Source organism: Streptomyces sp. NBC_00158, from assembly GCF_045160885.1.
Taxonomy (GTDB): Bacteria; Actinomycetota; Actinomycetes; order Streptomycetales; family Streptomycetaceae; genus Streptomyces.
Genome location: NZ_CP108161.1, coordinates 5095543 through 5116905, shown reverse-complemented (window position 1 = coordinate 5116905; position 21363 = coordinate 5095543). Strand labels below are relative to the sequence as shown.

Genomic DNA, 21363 nt, shown 5'->3' with positions numbered 1-21363 from the left:
TCCCAGACGTGAACATCCGCTCCCTCACACGAGGTGACGGCGTGGTGATCGGAGCAGCGGTACTGCTGTTCATCGCCTCGTTCCTCGATTTCTACTCCGCCACCGGACTCGACCTCCCGAGTGCGTGGGACACCGACTTCTACGGGCTGGTGCTGCCGACCGTCTTCCTGACCGGCTTCATCGCCGTCGGCCTGCTGGTCGCGGCCCGCTTCCAGCCCGAGGGCCGCAAGCTCGGGAGCCTGACCCTGACGGCGTGGGGCACCGTACTTGCCGTGGCGGCGGCCTGGGCCTCGCTGTGGGCCCTGATCACCTGCCCGTCCAAGACCGACCTGGGCGCGGGCAGCATCATCGCCTTCCTCGCCAACCTGGCCCTGGCCGGCGTGGCCGTGGCCGGTACGAAGATCCCGGCGCTGGCCGGTCAGCTGGTGCCCGAGCCGCGGCCCGTCACCCCGCAGCCGTACGGCGGCCAGCCCGGCACCGGTTACGGCTACCCCGGTCAGCAGCAGCCGCAGGGCTACGGCACCACGCCGCAGCCGGTCCCGCCGTACGGGGGCACCCCGGCGCCCGGCCCGCAGAACCCGGCACCGGCCCCGGCGGCGGACTTCACGCCGTTCTGGTTCGCCGTACCGGTGGCCCGGCCCCTCTACGGCGAGGACGGCTCACCCGTCCCGGTCGCGGAGCTGGCCCCGGGCACCTGGTACCTGGCCGTCGACCAGCGCGGCCCGTCGGCGCTGATCGCGCAGACCCAGGACGGCCGCCGCGGCGTCCTGAACGACACCTCCGGCATCCAGCGCGGCTGACCGGCCCCGCCCCGCACCACGGCTCACGGCCCCCCGCCCCCGCACGGGCGGGGGGCCGCCGTGCTCTCCGCCGTGCCTCCGGCGCACTTCCCGGCGGGGCGCGCGTGCCCTACAGTCGCCTGACGTCAACTGACGCACCGTCAGATAAGGCCTGCGGAGGGGACCCCACATGCGCCTCGGACTCGCACTCGGCTACTGGGGCCGCGGGCCCAGCCCCGCCCACCTCGACCTCGCCACCGAGGCCGAACGCCTCGGCTACGACTCGGTGTGGACCGCCGAGGCCTGGGGCTCCGACGCCTTCACCGCGCTCACCTGGATCGCCGCGCACACCTCCCGCATCCGGCTCGGCACCGCCATCGCCCAGATGGCCGCCCGCACCCCCACCGCCACCGCCATGCACGCCCTCACCCTCGACCACCTCTCCGGCGGCCGGATGATGCTCGGCCTCGGCCTGTCCGGACCCCAGGTGGTGGAGGGCTGGTACGGGCGCCCCTTCCCCGCGAGCCCGCTCACCGCGACCCGGGAATACGTGGACGTCGTACGCCAGGTGCTGCGCCGCGAGGCCCCCGTCACCCTGGACGGCCGCTTCCACAGCCACCCCTACCGCGGCGCGGACGGCACCGGCATCGGCAAACCCCTCAAGCCCATCACCCACCCGCTGCGGGCGGACCTCCCGCTGCTGCTCGGCGCGGAGGGCCCGAAGAACATCGCCCAGACCACCCGCATCGCGGACGGCTGGCTGCCCCTCTACTGGTCGCCCACCCGCACCGACGTCTACCAGGCCTCCCTGACGGACCTCCCCGACGGGTTCATGATCGCCCCGATGGCCCGCGCCAAGGTCTGCGACGACGTCGCCGAGGGGCTGCTCCCGGTCAAGGCCATGCTCGGCTTCTACATCGGCGGCATGGGCCACGCGGCCCGCAACTTCCACGCCGACCTGATGGCCCGCATGGGCTACGAGGCCGAGGCCCGGCGCGTCCAGGAACTGTTCCTGGCCGGGCGCAGGGAGGAGGCGGTGCTCGCCGTCCCGGACGCGTTCGCGGACGAGATCTCCCTGGTCGGCCCGCGCGAGCGGATCGCGGAACGGCTGGAGCTGTGGCGCAAGGGCCCGGTCACGGACCTGCTGGTCACGGCCCCGGACCCGAACACCCTGCGGGTGCTGGCGGAACTCAACGGCTGAACAACCGGACGTTAGCAAACCGTTTGCGCCGGGCCGGAGCATGGTGGAAGACCACCCAAGCACAGCTCCACAAAGGGGAACAGTCATCAGCACCAACCGGATCAAGGCGGGCATCCTCGCGGCCGCCACCGTCGCGGGCCTGGCCCTGGCCGCCGCACCGGCCGAGGCCGCCGACCACTGCAACGCCGGCGGCGGCGGCATCTACATCTGCCAGTACGGGGTGACCAAGTACAAGCTCCCCGACGGCGGCAAGCAGCAGTTCCTCGTCGGCACGGACAACGCCGTGTGGACCCGCTGGACCGACTCCGACGGCGACTGGACCCACTGGTCGTCCATGGGCGGCACCGCCCGGAGCGCCATCGCCGTCATCGACCGCTTCAGCGGCGGCGACCCCTGGCAGTTCAGCCTCTCCGTCGAGGGCAACGACGGCTGGCGCTTCGTGAAGACCCGCCACCACGACGGCAGCTGGACCGACTGGTACCCGATGCCCGACCCGGTCTAGTCCCCGGGCCGGTCGGGCTGCTCCGGCCGCTCCGTCGCCCCGGGTACGGCTTCGAGCAGCCCGCGCAGGTCCAGCGGCATCACCGCGATCTCCATCGTCCCCCCGCCCTCCAGGGCGCAGGTCACGATCCGCGAGCCCGGGTTGATGGAGATGCCCTCCCGTACGGAGGGCACCCGTACGCCGGTGGCCCGGGCGCCCGCCAGGGGCACGGCCGGACCCCGGCCGGGCTGCCAGCGGGGGGCGCCCCGGTCCCCGTAGAGCCGGCCGGAACGCCAACGGCCGGCGCCCGCCGGGTTCCGGGCCATGCCCGGGATCCCGGCGGGGCTGCCGGCCTCGGCCCGCTGACGCTGCTTGCGGCGCAGCAGCCAGCCCAGGCCGGCGGCCGCGAGGGCGAGGAACAGGAACTCGATCACGCCGGCCATTCAAACAGGCAGCCCGTCCGGGCCCTCAGCCGGTCAGCTGCGAGGCGCTCGGCACCTTGTCGGTGACCACGGCGCCCGCGTTCTTGCCGGCTTCCTTGACGCCGTTGATGACGTTGTTGAAGGCGTCGATGTCGGCGTCGCCCGCCTCGCCCTTGCGGAGCTTGGCGCCCAGCCCCTTGAGGGACTCGATGCCCGCCGTCAGCGGACCCATCGCCTTCGACAGCAGCGGGTCGCCCTTGGCGTTCTCCGCGGCCGCCTTCAGCCGGTTGTACGCGAAGGCACCCGCCAGACCCGCCTTGATCAGCGCGAACGTACGCCCCTTCGCGCCCTTCTTGAACTTGCCCTCGCGGTACGGCTTCACGATCCACTGGTACGTCGCCCCGGCCGCGAGCCCGGCGTTGGCGACGAACCGCGTCTTGGCGAACTTCTGCTTCTCGGCCGGGGTCGTCGGCGAGGGCGTCGCGGCGGCCAGCTCGTCGGCCGCGGCCGCGTCCGGCTCCGCCACGGCCAGGACCGCCAGCTCGGCGGCGGAGGCCGAGGAGACCTCCTCGCGCTGCCCGCGGTCGCCGCCGCTGCCGCACGCGGTGGCACCGGCCAGCAGCGCGGTGGACAGCACCACCGCCGTGAGGGCTCTACGGATACGGACGGTTGCGGGTACGGCCACGATTGCCTCCGGGGACTGAGGTGTCCCCCGCAGCCTCACCCCGGGCACCGGCCACCACCACCCGGGGGACCCGTTCGGGGGTCCCCCGGCGCACGGGGCCGGTCGGGGCGCGCGTACGGCCGGTCGGCGCGTACGGCCGGTCGGCGCCGGCCGGCACCGGGGACGAAGCACCGGGCCGCGGCCCGGGCCCGCCCCGGCTCAGGAGCGGCAGCTCAACGGCAGCTCAGCGGCAGCAGTCCGGCTCCAGGCCCGCCGGCAGGGACAGCCCGCCGAAGACCTCCCCGGTGGCCTCGTCCCCGCCCAGCGCCGCCACCGCGAGCAGCAGCGAACCCGCCGTCCAGGCCGTCTGCTCCACCGGCCACACCGCCCGGTCCTCGAAGACGTAGCCCGTCCAGTACATGCCGTTCTCGGCGCGCAGGTGCCCGATCGAGCGCAGGACCTCCAGCGCCCGGTCCGACTCCCCCATCACCCACAGGGTCAGAGCCAGCTCGCACGACTCCCCGCCCGTCACCCACGGGTTCGGCAGCACGCACCGCACCCCGAGGTCCGGGACGACGAACTCCTCCCAGCGCCCCTCGATGCGCGCCTTCGCCTCCGGGCCGGACAGCGCCCCGCCCAGCACCGGGTAGTACCAGTCCATCGAGTAGCGGTCCTTGTCCAGGAACCGCTCCGGGTGCCGGCGTATCGCGTGCGCGAGCGCACCCGTCGCCAGCTCCCAGTCCGGCTGCGGGTCGCCGCGGTGGTCCGCGATGGCCAGCGCGCAGCGCAGCGCCTGGTGGATGGAGGAGGACCCGGTCAGCAGGGCGTCGGTGACGGGCGTGCCGTCCGCCTCCCGCTTCCAGCCGATCTCGCCGCCGGGCTGCTGGAGCGCGAGGACGAACTCGACGGCCGCGACGACCGCCGGCCACATCCGGTCGAGGAAGGTGTCGTCGCCGGTGGCCAGGTAGTGGTGCCAGACGCCGACGGCTATGTAGGCGACGAAGTTCGTCTCCAGCCCCGCGTCCTGCGGCACGGCCGTGTCCACGCCGTCGGGCCGGTCCGCGTACGCCGCGTACCAGGAGCCGTCCTGGTTCTGGTGCCGGGCGAGCCAGGTGTAGGCCCGCTCGGCCGCCTCGTGCTCGCCCGCCGTGTCCAGGGCCATCGCGGCCTCGGTGTGGTCCCACGGGTCGAGGTGGTGGCCGCGGAACCACGGTATGGCCCCGTCCGCACGCTGCACGGCCAGGATCCCGGCCACGGTCCGCGCCGCCTGCTCGGCGGTCAGCACGCCGTCCAGGACGAGGTGCTCGGGTACGGTGCGCCCCGGCGAGCTCACTGGGCGGAGCCGGCTGCGCCGACGGGCAGGTGGGGCTTGGTCGCGTACGCCACGAAGCTCTTGCCGATGACCGGGTTGAGGGCCTGCTCGGCGAGCCGGGTCGCGAGGGGCTTCTTCATGATGTCCCAGACCAGGAGCTTGTGGTACGCCTTGACCGGCAGCGCCTTGTCGTTGTCCACGCCGAAGGCGCACTTGAGCCACCAGTACGGGGAGTGCAGGCCGTGCGCGTGGTGGGTGCCGTACGGCTTGAGGCCCGCGGCCTCCATCTTGGCGAGCAGCTCGTCCGCCTTGTAGATGCGGATGTGGCCGCCCTCGACCTCGTGGTAGGCGTCCGACAGCGCCCAGCAGATCTTCTCCGGGCCGTAGCGCGGGACGGTGACCGCTATCCGGCCGCCCGGCTTGAGCACGCGCACCATCTCGGCGAGGACGCCCTTGTCGTCGGGGATGTGCTCCATCACCTCGGAGATGATGACGACGTCGAAGGACTCGTCGGGGAAGGGCAGCGCCAGGGCGTCGCCCTCCATGGCGGTGGCGGTGGCGCCGGCCGGGGCCTCACCGGCCTCCTTCATGGCGGCGAACCACTTGGCGACCTCGCGGATCTCCTCGCCGTTGCGGTCGACGGCCACGACCTGGGCTCCGCGCCGGTAGCACTCGAAGGCGTGCCGGCCTGCGCCGCAGCCCAGATCGAGCACACGGTCGCCTGCGGCGAGCGGGAACCGGGAGAAATCGACGGTCAGCACGGGGTCCTGCCTTCGCGGTCACGGGGGTGAAGGGTGGTGCGGGTGTAGCGGGCGTTACTGGTGTAGCGGTTGGTGCTTGTGGTGCTGTGCTCGGTGGTGCTCTGCTCAGTGGTGGTGGCGCTCACCGGGTCCGGGCGGCGGCCTGCGCGATGGCGGCTCTGTAGTGCGCGGCGGTGCCCTCGGCGGCCTTGGCCCAGGTGAACCGGGTCAGGACCCGCTCCCGCCCGGCGGCACCCAGCCGGGCCCGCAGCCCGGCGTCGCCCAGCAGCCGGCCCAGCGCGCCGGCCAGCGCCCCCGCGTCGCCGGGCGGCACGGCCAGGCAGGTCTCCCCGTCGGGGCCGGACACCTCGGGGATCGCCCCGCCGGTGGTGGCGACCAGCGGGGTACCGGTGGCCATGGCCTCGGCCGCCGGGAGCGAGAACCCCTCGTACAGGGAGGGCACGCAGGCGACCTGGGCGCTGCGCACCAGGTCCACGAGCTCGGCGTCGGTGATGCCCTTGACGAACCGCACCGCGTCCTGGAGCCCGTACGTCTCGATCGCGCGGGCGACCGGCCCGCTCTCGGCGCGCTTGCCGACGACGACGAGGTGCGCGTCGGGCTGCTCGGTACGGAGCTTGGCGAGGGCCTCGACGAGGTGGACGAGCCCCTTGAGCGGGACGTCGGCGCTGGAGGTCGTCACGATCCGCCCGGCGACCTCCGCGACGGACGGGTCCGGCGACCAGAGGTCGGTGTCCGCGCCGATGTGCACGACGTGGATGCGGTCGTCGCGCACCCCGAGGTGCTCGGCGATCTCCTGCTGCGAGGAGCCCGAGACCGTCAGCACGGAGGGCAGGCGGCGGGCCACCCGGCCCTGCATGCGCGTGAACGCGTACCAGCGCCGCACGGAGGCCCGCTTCTTGCGGTCCTTCGCGGCGGCGAGGTCGAGCTTCCGGTCGACGGTGATGGGGTGGTGGATGGTGGTGACCAGGGGCGCGCCGAGGTCGCCCAACAGGCCGTAGCCGAGGGTCTGGTTGTCGTGGATGACGTCGAACTCGCCCGCGCGGGCCTGGAGGTGGCGCCGGGCGCGCAGCGAGAACGTCAGCGGCTCGGGAAAGCCGCCGGTCCACATCGTCGCGACTTCGAGGGCGTCGATCCAGTCCCGGTACTCGTCGCGCTTGGGTGTGCGGAACGGGTCGGGGCTGCGGTACAGGTCCAGGCTCGGCAGCTCGGTGAGCGTGGCGCCGGTGTCCAGCACCGGATAGGGCTGCGCGCCGATGACCTCGACGGAGTGCCCGAGCTTCACCAGCTCCCGCGAGAGGTGCCGGACGTAGACGCCCTGGCCGCCACAGAACGGGTTCCCCTTATAGGTGAGGAGTGCGATGCGCAACGGGCGGTCGCCGTCGGTGGCGGAACCCGCGAAAGGGCTCGCCACCATGGCCTCTGCGGACACTCTCGGCCCCCTTCTCCCTGCACTTTCGCCGGAGCGTAACCGCTCGGATAATGTAGAACAAGTTTCAGAGTTGATCCTCTGAAGACCATTGAATCTACCGGCCGGAAACCACACCGTAAGAGGCGGAGCAGGTGATTCGCGCCACGGCTCGGACGCCTGACATGCTGACCCCCGGACCATCCCGGAATCAGCCGCCGCAACGCTACGGAACGCCAGGAAACGGAACGCCAGGAACGGGACACATGACAGCGGAAGCGAAGACCGTGACGCCTCCCCTGACGGAGCGCCAGGAGGCGCGCCGCCGTCGGATCCTGCACGCGAGCGCACAGCTGGCCAGCCGGGGCGGCTTCGACGCCGTGCAGATGCGGGAGGTCGCCGAGTCGTCGAACGTCGCACTGGGCACCCTGTACCGCTACTTCCCGTCCAAGGTGCACCTGCTGGTCGCCACCATGCAGGACCAGCTCCAGCACATGCACACGACCCTGCGCAAGCGCCCCCCGGCGGGCGACGAGCCGGCGGCCCGCGTCGCGGAAACCCTGATGCGCGCCTTCCGCGCCCTCCAGCGGGAACCGCACCTCGCGGACGCCATGGTCCGCGCCCTGACGTTCGCGGACCGGAGCGTGTCCCCCGAGGTCGACACGGTCTCGCGGCTGACGACGGCCATCATCCTGGACGCGATGGGCCTGGACGCCGCGCCGACGGCGGAACAGCTCTCGGCGGTCCGGGTCATCGAGCACACCTGGCACTCGGCCCTGATCACCTGGCTCTCGGGCCGGGCGTCCATCGCCCAGGTGAAGATCGACATCGAGACGGTGTGCCGGCTGATCGACCTGACGGGGGCGGGCACCGGGACTGGGGCGGGGACCGGGGCGGGGACGCAGCCCGGAAAGGCCTGATCTGGGCGGAGCGGGGTGGGGGCGGGGTCCCCTGGGGCGGTCTCTGAGCCGGTTTGGGGGTTTCCCGTCAGTCCCATCGTCCTTCCGTGTCGCGCCGGCCTGTCAAGGGCGCTCCTTCGTCGCGTCGCTTCGCTCCACCCTTGACAGGCCGACCCGCCCCGGAAAGCCGAAGAACTGCCGGGAAACCCCCAAAAGAACGGTCACGGGGCAGGAGAGGGACAGCGGCTCCGTCAGGGAGCAGGCGACGGGGCCGGGCGTCGGCCCGCCGGGCATCCGAGCCCCCAAGAGTCGCCGTTCGGGGCCGGGGGCGCGCCTACCTGCACGAAAGGCCGATCGGAGCCCCCTGCGAAGCCCCCGGGCGCGCCAGATCGCTACGCGCTCCTCATATCCCGGCGTCCGGCGGCCGCCTTGGGCTGACACCTGCACCAGAGGACGAACAGGACGGCCGGGAAGCTCAGGGGCGCGCCAGATCGCTACGCGCTCCTCATGTCTCGGCGTCCGACGGCCGCCTGTGGCCGGTATCCGTACTCAGGAGGTCATGGCGGCCTCACCGAGGCGGACGGCGCGGAGGGAGCGTTCGACTGTTTCGATCTTCTCACCGACCGGGCCGGCGTAGTCGATGACGGCGCGCGCGGCCTCCTCGCCGAGGGTGCGGGTGATCACCCAGGTGGCGAGGTACTGGGAGGCCAGGCAGCCGCCGGCGGTGGCGATGTTCCCCTCGGCGTGGAAGGGGGAGTCCAGGACGGTGACGCCCTCGGCCTCGACGAACGGGCGGCTCGTCATGTCCGTACAAGCGGGCATCTCACCGAGGAGACCGAGCTTCGCGAGGACCAGCGCGCCGGAGCACTGCGAACCGATCAGCTGCCGCGAGGGGTCGAGCGGCAGCATGGAGAGCAGCCGGTGGTCGGCGACCACGTCGCGCGTCTTCACTCCGCTGCCGATCAGCACGACGTCGGCCTCGGTCACGAAGTCCATCGAGCGCTGGCCGGTCACCTCGACGCCGTTCATCGAGGTCACCACGGGGGTGGGCGTCGTGATGTAGGCCTTGAGGCCGGCCTTGCTGATCAACGCCGAGGCAATGAAGCTGTCGAGTTCGTTGAACCCGTCGAAGGTGACAACGGCTACCTGCATCACAACTCCCTTGATGGACAGGCCCGCAGTCTCTCAGGCGAGAAAAATGGAAGTAGCCTCTCCGGATGATCGCTGAAGCCGATGTGTGGAACCGTTTCGTCAGCCTCCTGCCCGACGACAAGGGGTACGAGGTCCAGGTGTGCTGGGACATCGGCGAGCAGGAGGCCGGACTCGACCTCCTGGTCAGCGGACTCCTGGAACACCGGGTGGCCATCAGCGGGACCACCCGGGCGGAGATCTCCGTCATGGCGGAGGTCTGGGGCATGCGGCGGGACATCTCCTCCCGCCTCCTCGCCTGCCGGGGCGACGGGCTCCCCAGCCCCGTCGAGCTGGTCGAACGCCCCACCACGACCCCCCTGGCCACCCTCGCGGAACTGGCCGACTTCCTGGTCGTCCCCTGGATCCGGCACAGCTCCGGCCGTCTCCTCACCCGCGCGCACGTCGAAGAGCCGTGGGGCGACCTCTCCCTCATCCCGGAGCACTACGCCGTCCTGGCCTCCCCCCAAGGCCCGACCCTCCGCCTCTTCGAGTCCTTCTCCGCCCGAGAAGCCTTCGAAGCCCTCGCCCACCCCTGAAAAACCAGCCCCCAACGGCCATCAGCCGCCGAGATCAGAGAAGCGCGTAGCGATCTGACGCTCCCCTGAGCTTCCCGGCCGGCCTGTTCGTCCTCTGGTGCAGGTATCAGCCCAGGACGGTCGTCGGACGCCGAGACGAGAGGAGCGCGTAGCGATCTGGGGCGCTTGGGGGCTCGGCAGGCCGCTCGGGTCGGCCTTTGGTGCGGGTAGTCGCGCCCCTGGCCCGGAACGGCGACTCTTGAGGGCCCGGATGCCCGGTGGGCCGGCGCCCGGCCCCTCGCCTCGTCCCTGACGGGCCCGTCCCTCACCCTCTTCCCCGTGACCGTTCTTTTGGGGGTTTCCCGGCAGTTCTTCGGCTTTCCGGGGCGGGTCGGTCTGTCAAGGGTGGCCGAAGGCCATCGCGAAGCGACGCGACCGAAGGGAGCGCCCTTGACAGACCGGCCCGACACGGAAGGACGATGGGACTGACGGGAAACCCCCAAACCAACCCTGATCCCGCCCCCGGGAGCACCGCCCCCGAGCCCCACCCCCCTCCCCACCCCCTCACTCCTCCGGCGGGAACACCGCCTCTCCCGTCGCCGACAGGGTGATGAGGATGGCCTCCACCGGGCAGCCCTCGGCGGCCGTCAGGGTGGGTTCGTTGGCGTCCGTCTCCGCGGACCGGGGGTGGGACTGGCGGGCCGAGTCGAGGGTGAAGGCGTCGGGCGCGTGGTTCACGCACATGCCCGAGCCGATGCACACCCCCCGGTCGACCTCGACCTGCCAGCGGTCCCCCATCACGCACCAGCCGGGAGGTGGATCATCTTGTGCTCCAGGTACTCGCTCAGCCCCTCCGGGCCGAACTCGCGTCCCACGCCGCTGTTCTTGTAGCCCCCGAACGGCCCCAGCATGTCCAGGCTGAAGGTGTTCACGTTGAAGGTGCCGGTGCGGACGCTGCGCGCGAAGTCGATGCCGTGCTCCACGTCCGCCGTCCAGACGCTGCCGCTCAGGCCGAACTCCGAGTCGTTGGCCACCCGTACGGCCTCCGCCTCGTCCCCGTAGGGGATCAGGCACACGACCGGGCCGAAGATCTCCTCGCGGGCGATCCGCATCGAGTTGTCGACGTCGCCGAAGAGGGTGGGTTCCACGTACCAGCCCCGCTCCAGGCCGGCCGGGCGGCCGCCGCCCGCCAGGACCTTCGCCCCCTCCTCCTGGCCGATCCGGATGTAGTCCAGCGACCGCTGCTGCTGCCGCTTCGCGACGAGCGGCCCGAGCTGCGTCGCCGGGTCCAGCGGGTCGCCGACCACGAGGGCGCCGGCGGCCGCCGCGAGGGCCTCGGCCACCTCCTCGTACCGGCTGCGGGGGGCGAGGATCCGGGTCTGCGCCACGCACGCCTGGCCGTTGTTCATCCAGGCGGCGGGGACGATGCCCGCCACGGTCGCCGCCAGGTCCGCGTCCGGCAGGATCACGGCGGCGGACTTGCCGCCGAGTTCGAGGGTGACCCGGGTCAGGTTGCGGGCGGCGACCTCCATGACCCGCTTGCCTGCGGCGACGGAGCCGGTGAAGGCGACCTTGTCGACGCCGGGGTGCCCCACCAGGTACTCGCTGACCTCCCGGTCGGCGGGCAGGACGGACAGCACCCCCTCCGGCAGCCCGGCCTCCCGCGCGATGTCCGCCAGGATGAAGGAGTCCAGCGGGGCTTCGGGCGACGGCTTGAGGATCACCGAGGAGCCGGTGAGCAGTGCGGGGGCGAGCTTCGCCGCGGCCACGAACTGGGGGACGTTCCACGGGATGACGGCGGCGACTACCCCGACGGGTTCGCGGCGTACGAGGATCGGGCCGAGTGCGCCCTGGCGCCGCTCCTCGTAGGGGTATTCGGCGGCGACCTTGATGGCGGAGTCGTAGACCATCATCGCGCCGAGCGCCTGGGCGAGGACGCTCCAGGAGTACGGGGAGCCGTTCTGGGAGCTGATGGAGCGGGCGATCTCCTCGTGCCGGACGGCGATGGCGTCCTTGATGCGGGAGACGACGGCGATCCGCTCCTCCAGCGGCAGCCGGGGCCAGGGGCCCTCGTCGAAGGCCCTGCGGGCGACGGCGACGGCGCGGTCCACGTCCGCCTCGGAGGCGTGCGGGACGCTGCCGATGACCTGTTCGGTGTGGGGGGAGACGATCCGGATGGTGTCGGTGCCCAGCGGATCGGTCCATTCCCCGCCGATGAACAGTTGGCCGTGTTCCACGAGCTCGGTCATGTCCGATGCCTCCAGGGGCTGCGCACGATCTCACCGATGTCGCAGAACTGATACCAGTTCTAGTTCGAGGAGTCCACGGTCGGGACGAGCCTCCGGACGATCAGACGACCAGTCAAGACTTTTGGAAACCAGTCGACTTGGGCTACTACTGAAACACGTTCTCGTCGGAGCGGATCGAACCAGCCAGGGAGCACCCATGTCAGAGGTCATGCCGGTCGTGCCACAGGTCACCGACCACGGCGGCGGCGTCCACGCCATCCAGGTCCCGATCCCCGACAACCCCCTCGGCCACACCCTCGTCCACGTCCTCGACACCGACCGCGGACCCGTCCTGGTCGACACCGGCTGGGACGACCCCGCCTCGTGGGACACGCTCACGGCCGGGCTCGGCGCGCTCGGCATCGCCGTCGCCGACGTGCACGGCGTGGTCATCACCCACCACCACCCCGACCACCACGGCCTGTCCGGGCAGGTCCGGGAGGCGTCGGGCGCGTGGATCGCGATGCACGCCGCCGACACCGAGGTCGTCCTGCGGACCCGCTCCTCCGAGCCCGGTGTCTGGTTCGACTACATGAGCGAGAAGCTCGCCGCCGCCGGAGCCCCCGAGGAGCACGTCGCCCCGCTCCGCGCGGCGCGGGCGAGCGGCCGCGTGCGCACCCTGCCCGGACTCAGTGCCGCCGTGCCCGACCGGGAGATCGTCCCCGGCGAGCTGCTCCCCCTCGCCGGGCGCCGGCTCCGCGCGATCTGGACCCCCGGGCACACCCCCGGCCACGTCTGCCTGCACCTGGAGGAGCAGCACCCCGCCGGCCTCCCCGGCAACGGGCGGCTCTTCTCCGGCGACCACCTCCTGCCCGGGATCTCCCCGCACATCGGCCTGTACGAGGCCCCCGAGGACACCCGGGTCACCGACCCGCTCGGCGACTACCTCGACTCCCTCGAACGCATCGGCCGCCTGGCGCCCGCCGAGGTGCTGCCGGCCCACCAGTACGCCTTCAACGACGCGCCCGCCCGCGTACGGGAGCTGCTGGAGCACCACGAGGAGCGGCTGGCCGGGCTGCGGCGGCTGCTGGCCGGGCCCCTGACCCCCTGGGAGCTCGCGGAGCGGATGGAGTGGAACCGGCCCTGGGAGCAGATCCCGTACGGCTCCCGGAACATCGCCGTCTCGGAAGCGGAGGCCCATCTGCGGCGGCTGGTGAAGCAGGGCCGGGCGGAGGCGGTGCCGGGCACGGACCCGGTGGCGTACCGGGCGCTGTAGGCCGCCGCCCGGCACGGTCCGGGGCCGCCCGTACGGGCCCCCGTGCCACCGGGCCCGCCGGCTACGGGCCGGTAGAGTGAGCCCGTCGTCCACACTTCCGTATGGGGGGAAGCCGGTGCGAATCCGGCGCTGACCCGCAACCGTGACCCGGCCCGCAGTCCGCGGGACGGCAGCCGGAATGCCCCGTACCGGAGGTGCGCGGCTCGTGCCGCCGGGGCCTCCGGCGGCCGGCACCGTCGAGGTAAACGGAGCCGGAGCCCGGTGCCTGCGCGTGCCTGTCTCCCGCCCCCCGTACGAGAGGCACCCGCCCCGTCATGAACGTCCGCCGCAGCGCCGCCGCGCTCGCCGCATCCGCCGTGCTCTGCGTGGGCGCCGCCCCCGCCGCCCTCGCCGACACGCCGTCGCCCTCCGCGCCGCCGGTCGTCCCGTCGGGCCTGTTCGGCAAGGCCGACCCGACGTACGACGGGGTGTGGCGCCAGTCCCTCGCGCTGCTCGCCCAGAAGACGGCCGGCCTGACGCCCGCCCCGCAGGCCGTCGACTGGCTCACCGGCCAGCAGTGCGCGAACGGCGGCTTCGCCTCCTTCCGCGCGGACGCCGGCACGGCCTGCGACGACAAGACGACGTACGACACCAACGCGACCGCCGTCGCCGTGCAGGCCATGAAGGCCCTCGGCGGCAAGGACGCCCAGGTCAAGAAGTCGACGGACTGGCTGAAGTCCGTACAGAACGAGGACGGCGGCTGGGCCTACGTGCCGGGCTCCCCCAGCGAGGGCAGCTCCACGTCCATCGTGATCAGCGCGCTCGCCGCGGCCGGTGAGAAGCCCGCCGAGGTCAGGTCGAAGGCGGGCAGGTCCGCGTACGACGGCCTCCTCTCCTTCCAGCTCGGCTGCTCCGCCGAGCCGGCCTCCGACCGGGGTGCCTTCGGGTACCAGCCGGCCGACGGCAAGCTCGCCGCGAACGCCGACGCCACGGCCGCCGCCGCGCTGGCCGCCCTGGGCAAGGGCATCGTCGTCGAGCCGGCCGCCACGGACACCCCTGCCGCCGCACTCGCGTGCCCGGCCGGCACCGCCGACCCGGCGGGCGCGGCCCAGGGCGCGGCCGGCTACCTGGCCGAGGCGCTGAAGAAGGACGGCCACCTGACGGCCGTCACCCCGGGCTCCGACCAGCCCACCGCCGACACCGGCAACACCGCCGACGCCGTGATCGCCCTGGCCGCGGCCGGGCACCGGCAGGCGGCGGCGGGAGCCCTGGAGTGGCTGCAGAAGAACTCCACCGCGTGGGCCAACCGGAACCCGGCCGCACTGGCCACCCTGGTCCTGACCGCCCACGCGACGGGCACCGACCCGAAGGCCTTCGGCGGCGTCGACCTGGTGGCGGCGCTGAACGCCACGGGCCCGGCCCCGGCGGCCCCCGACGCCGAACCGCAGAAGGTGAAGGGCGAGGAGAAGCCGGGCTCCGGCAACCAGAACATCTGGTGGATCGTCGGCGCGGGCGCCGCGGCCGGCATGGGCATCGGCATCCTGCTGAGCGGCCGCCGCAAGAAGAACCAGCTGTGACCAGCCGCCCTACGCGCACCACGGCCGGGCCGTTCCCGGGGGTCCCCGGGATCCTCGGGGCCCTCGGGGTCCTGTCCCTGGTCCTGACCCTGTTCGCGGCGTCCCCGGCCCTGGCGGCGAGCTACCGCTACTGGTCGTTCTGGGACGGTGCGGGCGGCAGCTGGGCGTACGCCACCCAGGGCCCCTCGACGGCCCGTCCCGCGGACGGCGCCACGCTCGGCTTCCGCTTCTCCGTGAGCAAGGACGCCTCCGCCGAGGCCGCCCGGCCGCGCGCGGCCGCCGACTTCGAGGCCGTCTGCGGCGGCACCGCCCCGGCGGAGGGGAAGAAGCGGGTGGCGCTGGTCATCGACTTCGGCGTGCCCGAGGACGCCCCGGCCGGCGAGACCCCGCCGCAGGGCACCCCGCGCACGGCCTGCGCGCAGCTGGCGCCCGCGGCCACGGCGGCCGAGGCGCTGGCGGAGGTGGCGAAGCCGCTCCGCTACAACAGCGCCGCGCTGCTGTGCGGGATCTCCGGCTACCCGAAGGCGGGCTGCGGCGAGCCCATCGAGGACGCGACGCAGCCGAAGCCCTCCGCCTCCGCCCCGGCTTCGGCTTCGGCGGACACGGCCGCAGGCTCGGGCTCCCCGGGCGGCGGCGGTCCCTCGGCCGGCCTGTACCTGGGCGTCGCGGCGGTCCTCGCCCTGGGCGCCGCCGCCGTCTGGCAGTCCCGCCGCCGCAGGCGATGAGGCCGCGCCCCACCCGCGGCGCGGCACGTGCCGACGTACCCCCGGCCGGGCGCGGTGCGGCCGGGCGGCCGGGTCCCGCGCACGGGCCGGCGTACGGCCGCCGGAGGCATTGGCGGGCGCCCGAGGCGCGGCGCGGGAACGCCCTGCACGCGGGGGCCTGGTGGCTGTGGGCCCTCGGGCTGGCCACCGCCGCCTCGCGGACCACCAACCCGCTGCTGCTCGGGCTGATCGTCGGCGTCGCCGGGTACGTGGTGGCGGCGCGCCGGACGGAGGCGCCGTGGGCGCGCTCCTACGGGGCGTTCGTCAAGCTCGGCCTGTTCGTGATCGGGCTGCGGCTGGTCTTCTCCATGCTGCTGGGCTCCCCTATCCCCGGCACGCACACCCTCTTCACCCTCCCCGAGCTCCCGCTGCCCGCGTGGGCGCAGGGCATCCGGTTCGGCGGCCGGGTCACCGCCGAGCAGCTGGTCTTCGCCTTCTACGACGGCGCGAAGCTGGCGACCCTGCTGATCTGCGTGGGCGCGGCGAACGCCCTCGCCAATCCGGCGCGGCTGCTGAAGTCGCTCCCGGCGGCCCTCTACGAGGCGGGTGTGGCCGTCGTCGTGGCCATGACCTTCGCGCCGAACATGGTCGCCGACGTGGCCCGGCTGCGGACCGCCCGCCGGCTGCGCGGCCGCCCCACGGGCGGGGTGAAGGCGGTCCTCCAGATCGGCCTGCCGGTGCTGGAGGGCGCCCTGGAGCGTTCCGTCGCCGTCGCCGCGTCGATGGACGCGCGCGGGTACGGGCGTACGGCGCAGGTCCCGCGGGCCGTGCGGCACACCACCAACGTCCTCACCCTCGGCGGGCTGCTCGGCATGTGCGCCGGTACGTACGGGCTGCTCGCGGCGGAGGGCGCCGTGTACGGGCTGCCCGTGCTCGGCATCGGCCTCGTGCTGGCCCTCGCGGGGCTGCGGCTCGGCGGGCGGCGCAGCATCCGCACCCGGTACCGGCCGGACCGGTGGGGGGTGCGGGCCTGGCTGGTCGCCGGTTCGGGCGCGGCGGTCGCGGCGCTGCTGGTCCACGCGGGGTCGGTGGACCCGGAGGGGCTGCGGCCGGGCGTGGTCCCGCTGGTCGCGCCCGCGCTGCCGCTGTGGCCCGCGGCGGCGGTCCTGATCGGCCTGCTCCCGGCCTTCGTGGCCCCCGTACCTTCCGAGGAGTCCTCCCGTTGATCCGCTTCGACCAGGTGTCGGTGACGTACGACGGCGCCGCGCGGCCGTCCCTCCGCGACGCGGACTTCACCCTCCCGGAAGGGGAGCTGACCCTCCTCGTCGGCCCGTCCGGGGTCGGCAAGTCGACCCTGCTGGGGGCGGTGTCCGGGCTGGTCCCGCACTTCACGGGCGGGACCCTGCGCGGGCGGGTGACGGTGGCGGGCCGGGACACCCGTACGCACATGCCCCGCGAGCTGGCGGACGTGGTGGGCACGGTCGGGCAGGATCCGCTGGCCCACTTCGTGACGGACGTGGTGGAGGACGAGCTGGCGTACGGGATGGAGTCCCTGGGCCTGGCTCCGGCGGTGATGCGGCGCCGGGTGGAGGAGACCCTGGACCTGCTCGGGCTGAACGAACTCCGCGACCGCCCGATCGCGACCCTGTCCGGGGGCCAGCAGCAGCGGGTGGCGATCGGCTCGGTCCTGACGACGCACCCGAAGGTGCTCGTGCTGGACGAGCCCACCTCCGCGCTGGACCCGGCGGCGGCGGAGGAGGTGCTGGCGGTGCTGCAGCGGCTGGTGCACGACCTGGGCACGACGGTGCTGATGGCGGAGCACCGCCTGGAGCGGGTGGTCCAGTACGCCGACCGCGTCCTGCTCCTCCCGTCGCCGGGCGAGCCCCCCGTCCTCGGCACCCCGTCCGAGATCATGGCCGTCTCCCCGGTCCACCCCCCGGTGGTCTCCCTGGGCCGCCTGGCGGGCTGGACCCCGCTCCCCCTCTCGATCCGCGACGCCCGCCGGCTGTCCGCCCCCCTCCGCGACCGCCTCGCCACCGCGCCCCTGCCGGCCGACGGAGACGCCGCTGCGCGGGGCTGGTCCCCTACCCTCCCCCAGACTCCGTCCGGGGGGAGGGTAGGGGACCAGCCCCGCGCAGCGGCCCCCGCCGCACCGGCCCCGACCGGCACCGGCCCCGGCCTGCTCCGGCGACTGGCCGGACGCCGTCCGAAGCCGCAGCCCGCCGGGCTCGCCGACGGCACCCCCGCAGCCGGCACCCCCGCAGCCTCCGTGAGGAACCTCGGCGTGCGCCGAGCCCGCACCGACGTCCTCCACGACGTCACCCTCCAGGTGGCCCCCGGCGAGACCGTCGCCCTCATGGGCCGCAACGGCGCCGGCAAGTCCACCCTCCTCGCGGCCCTCACCGGCACTCTCGCCCCCTCCGCCGGCCAGGTGACCGTCGGCGGCCGCACACCGCACCGCACCCCGCCCCCGGAGATGGTCCGCCGGGTCGGCCTGGTGCCGCAGGAACCCCGCGACCTCCTCTACGCCGACACCGTCGCCGCCGAGTGCGCCGCGGCCGACGCCGACGCCGGGGCGGCCCCCGGCACCTGCCGGGCGCTGGTCGGCGACCTGCTGCCCGGGGTGCCGGACGACACCCACCCCCGGGACCTGTCCGAGGGGCAGCGCCTGACCCTGGCCCTGGCCCTGGTGCTGACGGCCCGCCCGGCGCTGCTGCTCCTCGACGAGCCGACCCGCGGGCTGGACTACGCCGCCAAGGCCCGCCTGGTGGAGACCCTGCGCGGCCTCGCCGCCGACGGCCACGCCATCGTCCTGGCGACGCACGACGTGGAGCTGGCCGCCGAGCTGGCCCACCGGGTGGTCATCCTGGCGGGCGGGGAGATCGTCGCGGACGGCCCGACGGCCGAGGTCGTCGTCTCCTCACCCGCCTTCGCTCCCCAGGTGGCGAAGATCCTGGCCCCGGGCCACTGGCTCACGGTCTCCCAGGTCGCCGCCGCCCTGGAGGCCACCCCGTGACCGCCCGCCCCACAGCCGCCCGCCCGACCACCTCCCGCCCCGTCCGCATCGGCCCCCGCGCCGCCGCGGCCCTGGTCCTGGTCACCCTCATCGGCATCGCCGCCTTCGGCTGGCCGCTGCTCGCCGACCGCCAGTCCGGCCTGGCCCACTCCCAGGACGCACCCTGGCTCTTCGCCGCGCTGCTCCCCCTCCTCGTCGCCGTGGTCGTGGCGACCATCGCCGACCAGGGCATGGACTCCAAGGCCGTCGCCATGCTCGGGGTGCTCGCCGCCGTGGGGGCGGCGCTGCGGCCGCTGGGCGCGGGTACGGCCGGGCTGGAGCCGATGTTCTTCCTGATGGTGCTCAGCGGGCGCGTCCTGGGTCCCGGATTCGGCTTCGTCCTCGGCTCCGTCACGATGTTCGCGTCCGCGCTGCTCACGGGCGGCGTGGGGCCGTGGATGCCGTTCCAGATGCTGGCGCTGGGCTGGTTCTCGCTGGGCGCCGGGCTGCTGCCGGGGCCGGAGAGGATCCGGGGGCGGGCCGAGCTGGCGATGCTCGCCGCGTACGGGTTCCTGGGCTCCTTCGCGTACGGCACGGTCATGAACCTCCAGGGCTGGGTGATCCTGCAGGGCATGGGGCAGGGGATCTCCTTCCACCCCGGCGACCCGGTGCCGCAGAACCTGGCGCGCTTCGTCGCCTACTGCCTGGCGACCTCGGTGGGCTGGGACCTGGGGCGGGCCGCGCTGACGGTCGTACTGACGCTCGCCCTCGGGGGCACTCTGCTCAGGGCGCTGCGCCGGGCGACCCGGAAAGCCGCGTTCGACGCTCCCGTTTCCTTCGATTCGGGGGCCGGAAGTGACCGGGGCCACCCACCCCAGCGGGTCTGACCGGCTACCCGGGGTGACATTCGGGCCGCTGGGCGGTGAGGCGGCCCACAGGACCCACGTCACATCCGGCCCGCCTTAGTAGACCCCCCGGCCGGTCCGGGTACGGCTTCCGGCGCGGGACGTCGGTCCCGGCCTGCGAGGGGGGCTAGTAGACGGGGGGCGTTGCCAGGGCGGCGGGGGCCTGGCTAACTGGTGTTGTCGCCGAGGCGGCCGGGGCGCACAGCCCCCCGCCGGCAGAACCCCTCCCACCCGTGTGAGTGGCTCACGCATGTCTTCGGCATGCCGCGACCGTCCTTGTTCCCGTCGGAAGGTTCATCCGTGTCCAACGCCGTCATCCGCCGCATCGCCGCTTCGAAGAAGACCCTCGCCGGTACCGTCCTCGCTCTGGGTGTCGCGGGTTCCATGCTCGCCGCCGTGCCCGCGCAGGCCGCTCCGACGGGTGCGAAGGCGATCGCCCAGCAGATGATCAAGGACCCGGCCCAGTTCGCCGCCTTCGACAAGATCGTCACGCACGAGAGCGGCTGGGACTACACCGCCACGAACTCCTCCTCCGGCGCCTACGGCCTGGTCCAGGCCCTGCCGGCGTCGAAGATGTCCTCGGCGGGCTCGGACTGGAAGACCAACCCGGCCACCCAGATCAAGTGGGGCCTGGACTACATGAACGAGCGCTACGGCAGCCCGGTCGACGCCTGGAACTTCTGGCAGGCCAACCACTGGTACTAAACCAGCGGACAACAGCAGACATGTGAAGGCCCCGGTGGCCGGCCTCCCCAGGTCCGGCCACCGGGGCCTTCCGCATCCCATCCCACGGGGTTCAGCGGGCGCCCGGAGCGGTGCTCACAGGCGCTGGATGATCGTGCCGGTCGCCAGCGCGCCGCCCGCGCACATGGTGATCAGCGCGAATTCCTTGTCGCGCCGCTCCAGCTCGTGCAGCGCGGTGGTGATCAGCCGGGCGCCGGTGGCGCCGACGGGGTGGCCGAGGGCGATGCCGCCGCCGTTCACGTTGACCTTCTCCAGGTCCTGTCCGAAGACCTGCGCCCAGCTGAGGACGACGGAGGCGAAGGCCTCGTTGATCTCGACGAGGTCGATGTCCTTGAGGGACATCCCCGCCTTGCCCAGTACGGCCCGGGTCGCGTCGATCGGGCCGTCGAGGTGGAAGTGCGGGTCGGAGCCCACCAGCGCCTGGGCGACGATCCGGGCGCGCGGCTTGAGCTTGAGCGCGCGGGCCATCTTGCGCGAGGCCCACATCACGGCGGCGGCGCCGTCGGATATCTGGGAGGAGTTCCCGGCGGTGTGCACGGCCGTCGGCATGACCGGCTTGAGCCGGGCCAGGCCCTCCATGCTGGTGTCGCGCAGCCCCTCGTCCCGGTCGACCAGCCGCCACATGCCCTGACCGGCGGCCTGCTCCTCCTCCGTCGTCGGCACCTGGACCGCGAAGGTCTCGCGCTTGAAGCGCTCCTCGGCCCACGCGGTGGCGGCCCGCTCCTGCGAGAGCACGCCGAGCCGGTCGACGTCCTCGCGGGTCAGGCCCCGGTGGCGGGCGATCCGCTCGGCGGCCTCGAACTGGTTGGGGAGGTCGACGTTCCACTCGTCCGGGAAGGGCTTGCCGGGCCCGTGCTTGGAGCCGGAGCCGAGCGGGACGCGGCTCATGGCCTCGACCCCGCAGGCGATGCCGATGTCGACGACCCCGCCGGAGATCATGTTGGCGACCATGTGGTTGGCCTGCTGGGAACTGCCGCACTGGCAGTCGACGGTGGTCGCGGCGGTCTCGTAGGGGAGTCCCATGGCGAGCCAGGCGTTGCGGGCGGGGTTCATGGACTGCTCGCCGGCGTGGGTGACGGTGCCGCCGACGATCTGCTCGACGCAGTCCGGCTGGATTCCGGTACGGGCCAGGAGCTCGCGGTAGGTCTCGCCGAGCAGGTAGGCGGGATGGAGGTTGGCCAGGGCTCCCCCGCGTTTCCCGATGGGGGTGCGTACGGCTTCGACGATGACGGGTTCCGCGGCCATGAGCTCGTCCTCTCCTGCACACTCTGCACAGCGCCGGCGTGGCGGGCCGTCCGGCGACTGCCCCGCGCGAACTAGTACGC

At 73.5% G+C, this 21363-nt stretch carries 21 protein-coding genes and 1 riboswitch; of the genes, 12 read left to right on the top strand and 9 right to left on the bottom strand.

Translation table 11 applies throughout. From position 1 onward, the window contains the following. Positions 1–8 precede the first annotated feature (8 nt). The 3 genes from OG553_RS23565 to OG553_RS23555 all read left to right on the top strand — a co-directional run bounded on the left by OG553_RS23565 (position 9) and on the right by OG553_RS23555 (position 2482). On the top strand, positions 9–800 hold the full coding sequence (locus OG553_RS23565; protein WP_405980879.1) for a hypothetical protein: 792 nt from the start codon (positions 9–11) through the stop codon (positions 798–800). A 169-nt stretch (positions 801–969) separates the two neighbouring features. After that, positions 970–1980 carry an LLM class F420-dependent oxidoreductase gene (locus OG553_RS23560; RefSeq protein WP_405980878.1) on the top strand — a complete coding sequence of 337 codons (1011 nt, stop codon included), beginning with the start codon at positions 970–972 and terminating at the stop codon, positions 1978–1980. A gap of 40 nt (positions 1981–2020) precedes the next feature. Next, positions 2021–2482 (top strand): hypothetical protein, encoded by a 462-nt coding sequence (locus tag OG553_RS23555; RefSeq protein WP_405980877.1) that lies wholly within the window; start codon positions 2021–2023, stop codon positions 2480–2482. Here OG553_RS23555 and OG553_RS23550 read toward each other — a convergent pair. From OG553_RS23550 to OG553_RS23530, 5 genes are all read right to left on the bottom strand, one after another. Beyond that, positions 2479–2895 (bottom strand): hypothetical protein, encoded by a 417-nt coding sequence (locus OG553_RS23550; protein ID WP_405980876.1) that lies wholly within the window; start codon positions 2893–2895, stop codon positions 2479–2481. The genes OG553_RS23555 and OG553_RS23550 overlap by 4 nt on opposite strands. Positions 2896–2929: 34 nt before the next feature. Then, positions 2930–3502, bottom strand: coding sequence for a hypothetical protein (locus tag OG553_RS23545; protein ID WP_405983117.1), 573 nt, complete (start codon positions 3500–3502; stop codon positions 2930–2932). A gap of 289 nt (positions 3503–3791) precedes the next feature. Next, complete coding sequence (locus tag OG553_RS23540) at positions 3792–4880, bottom strand: prenyltransferase (protein ID WP_405980875.1); 1089 nt, start codon at positions 4878–4880, stop codon at positions 3792–3794. Next, a complete protein-coding gene (locus tag OG553_RS23535) occupies positions 4877–5620 on the bottom strand; it encodes a class I SAM-dependent methyltransferase (RefSeq protein ID WP_125604759.1) in 744 nt (247 codons plus the stop codon). The genes OG553_RS23540 and OG553_RS23535 overlap by 4 nt, the downstream gene beginning before the upstream one ends. A 121-nt stretch (positions 5621–5741) precedes the next feature. Further along, the gene (locus tag OG553_RS23530) at positions 5742–7049 is read right to left on the bottom strand and encodes a glycosyltransferase family 4 protein (protein ID WP_405980874.1); all 1308 of its coding nucleotides are present in this window, start codon (positions 7047–7049) and stop codon (positions 5742–5744) included. Positions 7050–7291: 242 nt separating this feature from the next. Here OG553_RS23530 and OG553_RS23525 point away from each other — a divergent pair, with 242 nt between their 5' ends. After that, positions 7292–7945 carry a TetR family transcriptional regulator gene (locus OG553_RS23525; RefSeq protein WP_405980873.1) on the top strand — a complete coding sequence of 218 codons (654 nt, stop codon included), beginning with the start codon at positions 7292–7294 and terminating at the stop codon, positions 7943–7945. A 528-nt stretch (positions 7946–8473) separates the two neighbouring features. Here OG553_RS23525 and OG553_RS23520 read toward each other — a convergent pair. Beyond that, positions 8474–9076, bottom strand: coding sequence for a DJ-1/PfpI family protein (locus tag OG553_RS23520; RefSeq protein ID WP_405980872.1), 603 nt, complete (start codon positions 9074–9076; stop codon positions 8474–8476). Positions 9077–9141: 65 nt separating this feature from the next. Between OG553_RS23520 and OG553_RS23515 the strand changes: the two genes are divergently transcribed. Next, complete coding sequence (locus OG553_RS23515) at positions 9142–9651, top strand: hypothetical protein (protein WP_405980871.1); 510 nt, start codon at positions 9142–9144, stop codon at positions 9649–9651. A 543-nt stretch (positions 9652–10194) separates the two neighbouring features. Here OG553_RS23515 and OG553_RS23510 read toward each other — a convergent pair. Beyond that, the gene (locus tag OG553_RS23510; RefSeq protein ID WP_385766175.1) at positions 10195–10428 is read right to left on the bottom strand and encodes a ferredoxin; all 234 of its coding nucleotides are present in this window, start codon (positions 10426–10428) and stop codon (positions 10195–10197) included. Beyond that, a complete protein-coding gene (locus OG553_RS23505) occupies positions 10428–11879 on the bottom strand; it encodes an aldehyde dehydrogenase (RefSeq protein WP_405980870.1) in 1452 nt (483 codons plus the stop codon). The genes OG553_RS23510 and OG553_RS23505 overlap by 1 nt, the downstream gene beginning before the upstream one ends. 208 nt (positions 11880–12087) lie before the next feature. Here OG553_RS23505 and OG553_RS23500 point away from each other — a divergent pair, with 208 nt between their 5' ends. The 7 genes from OG553_RS23500 to OG553_RS23470 all read left to right on the top strand — a co-directional run bounded on the left by OG553_RS23500 (position 12088) and on the right by OG553_RS23470 (position 19999). Beyond that, positions 12088–13134, top strand: coding sequence for an MBL fold metallo-hydrolase (locus OG553_RS23500; RefSeq protein WP_405983116.1), 1047 nt, complete (start codon positions 12088–12090; stop codon positions 13132–13134). Positions 13135–13239: 105 nt separating this feature from the next. Next, positions 13240–13318, top strand: a riboswitch (cobalamin riboswitch). A gap of 130 nt (positions 13319–13448) precedes the next feature. Next, on the top strand, positions 13449–14690 hold the full coding sequence (locus tag OG553_RS23495; protein WP_405980869.1) for a prenyltransferase/squalene oxidase repeat-containing protein: 1242 nt from the start codon (positions 13449–13451) through the stop codon (positions 14688–14690). A 71-nt stretch (positions 14691–14761) separates the two neighbouring features. Then, on the top strand, positions 14762–15415 hold the full coding sequence (locus OG553_RS23490; protein WP_405983115.1) for an SCO2322 family protein: 654 nt from the start codon (positions 14762–14764) through the stop codon (positions 15413–15415). Continuing rightward, complete coding sequence (locus OG553_RS23485; RefSeq protein WP_405980868.1) at positions 15412–16620, top strand: energy-coupling factor transporter transmembrane protein EcfT; 1209 nt, start codon at positions 15412–15414, stop codon at positions 16618–16620. The genes OG553_RS23490 and OG553_RS23485 overlap by 4 nt, the downstream gene beginning before the upstream one ends. Further along, a complete protein-coding gene (locus tag OG553_RS23480) occupies positions 16617–18410 on the top strand; it encodes an ABC transporter ATP-binding protein (protein ID WP_405980867.1) in 1794 nt (597 codons plus the stop codon). The genes OG553_RS23485 and OG553_RS23480 overlap by 4 nt, the downstream gene beginning before the upstream one ends. Then, positions 18407–19276: an ECF transporter S component gene (locus tag OG553_RS23475; RefSeq protein WP_405980866.1), complete on the top strand. Its 870-nt coding sequence runs from the start codon at positions 18407–18409 to the stop codon at positions 19274–19276. The genes OG553_RS23480 and OG553_RS23475 overlap by 4 nt, the downstream gene beginning before the upstream one ends. A 279-nt stretch (positions 19277–19555) precedes the next feature. Further along, positions 19556–19999, top strand: coding sequence for a transglycosylase SLT domain-containing protein (locus tag OG553_RS23470; protein WP_405980865.1), 444 nt, complete (start codon positions 19556–19558; stop codon positions 19997–19999). Between the two features lie 114 nt (positions 20000–20113). Here the strand turns inward: OG553_RS23470 and OG553_RS23465 are convergent, their stop codons facing one another. Next, positions 20114–21283, bottom strand: a complete 1170-nt coding sequence (locus OG553_RS23465; RefSeq protein WP_007263861.1) for a steroid 3-ketoacyl-CoA thiolase — start codon at positions 21281–21283, stop codon at positions 20114–20116. Positions 21284–21363: the final 80 nt, after the last annotated feature.

Bases quoted from the DNA above. Each gene is read 5' to 3' on its own strand.
- OG553_RS23465 (WP_007263861.1), bottom strand. From the start codon at position 21,283: ATGGCCGCGGAACCCGTCATCGTCGAAGCCGTACGCACCCCCATCGGG.
- OG553_RS23485 (WP_405980868.1), top strand. From the start codon at position 15,412: ATGAGGCCGCGCCCCACCCGCGGCGCGGCACGTGCCGACGTACCCCCG.
- OG553_RS23500 (WP_405983116.1), top strand. From the start codon at position 12,088: ATGCCGGTCGTGCCACAGGTCACCGACCACGGCGGCGGCGTCCACGCC.
- OG553_RS23560 (WP_405980878.1), top strand. From the start codon at position 970: ATGCGCCTCGGACTCGCACTCGGCTACTGGGGCCGCGGGCCCAGCCCC.
- OG553_RS23505 (WP_405980870.1), bottom strand. From the start codon at position 11,879: ATGACCGAGCTCGTGGAACACGGCCAACTGTTCATCGGCGGGGAATGG.
- OG553_RS23470 (WP_405980865.1), top strand. From the start codon at position 19,556: ATGCCGCGACCGTCCTTGTTCCCGTCGGAAGGTTCATCCGTGTCCAAC.
- OG553_RS23520 (WP_405980872.1), bottom strand. From the start codon at position 9,076: ATGCAGGTAGCCGTTGTCACCTTCGACGGGTTCAACGAACTCGACAGC.
- OG553_RS23525 (WP_405980873.1), top strand. From the start codon at position 7,292: ATGACAGCGGAAGCGAAGACCGTGACGCCTCCCCTGACGGAGCGCCAG.
- OG553_RS23495 (WP_405980869.1), top strand. From the start codon at position 13,449: ATGAACGTCCGCCGCAGCGCCGCCGCGCTCGCCGCATCCGCCGTGCTC.
- OG553_RS23510 (WP_385766175.1), bottom strand. From the start codon at position 10,428: ATGGGGGACCGCTGGCAGGTCGAGGTCGACCGGGGGGTGTGCATCGGC.
- OG553_RS23515 (WP_405980871.1), top strand. From the start codon at position 9,142: ATGATCGCTGAAGCCGATGTGTGGAACCGTTTCGTCAGCCTCCTGCCC.
- OG553_RS23555 (WP_405980877.1), top strand. From the start codon at position 2,021: ATGGTGGAAGACCACCCAAGCACAGCTCCACAAAGGGGAACAGTCATC.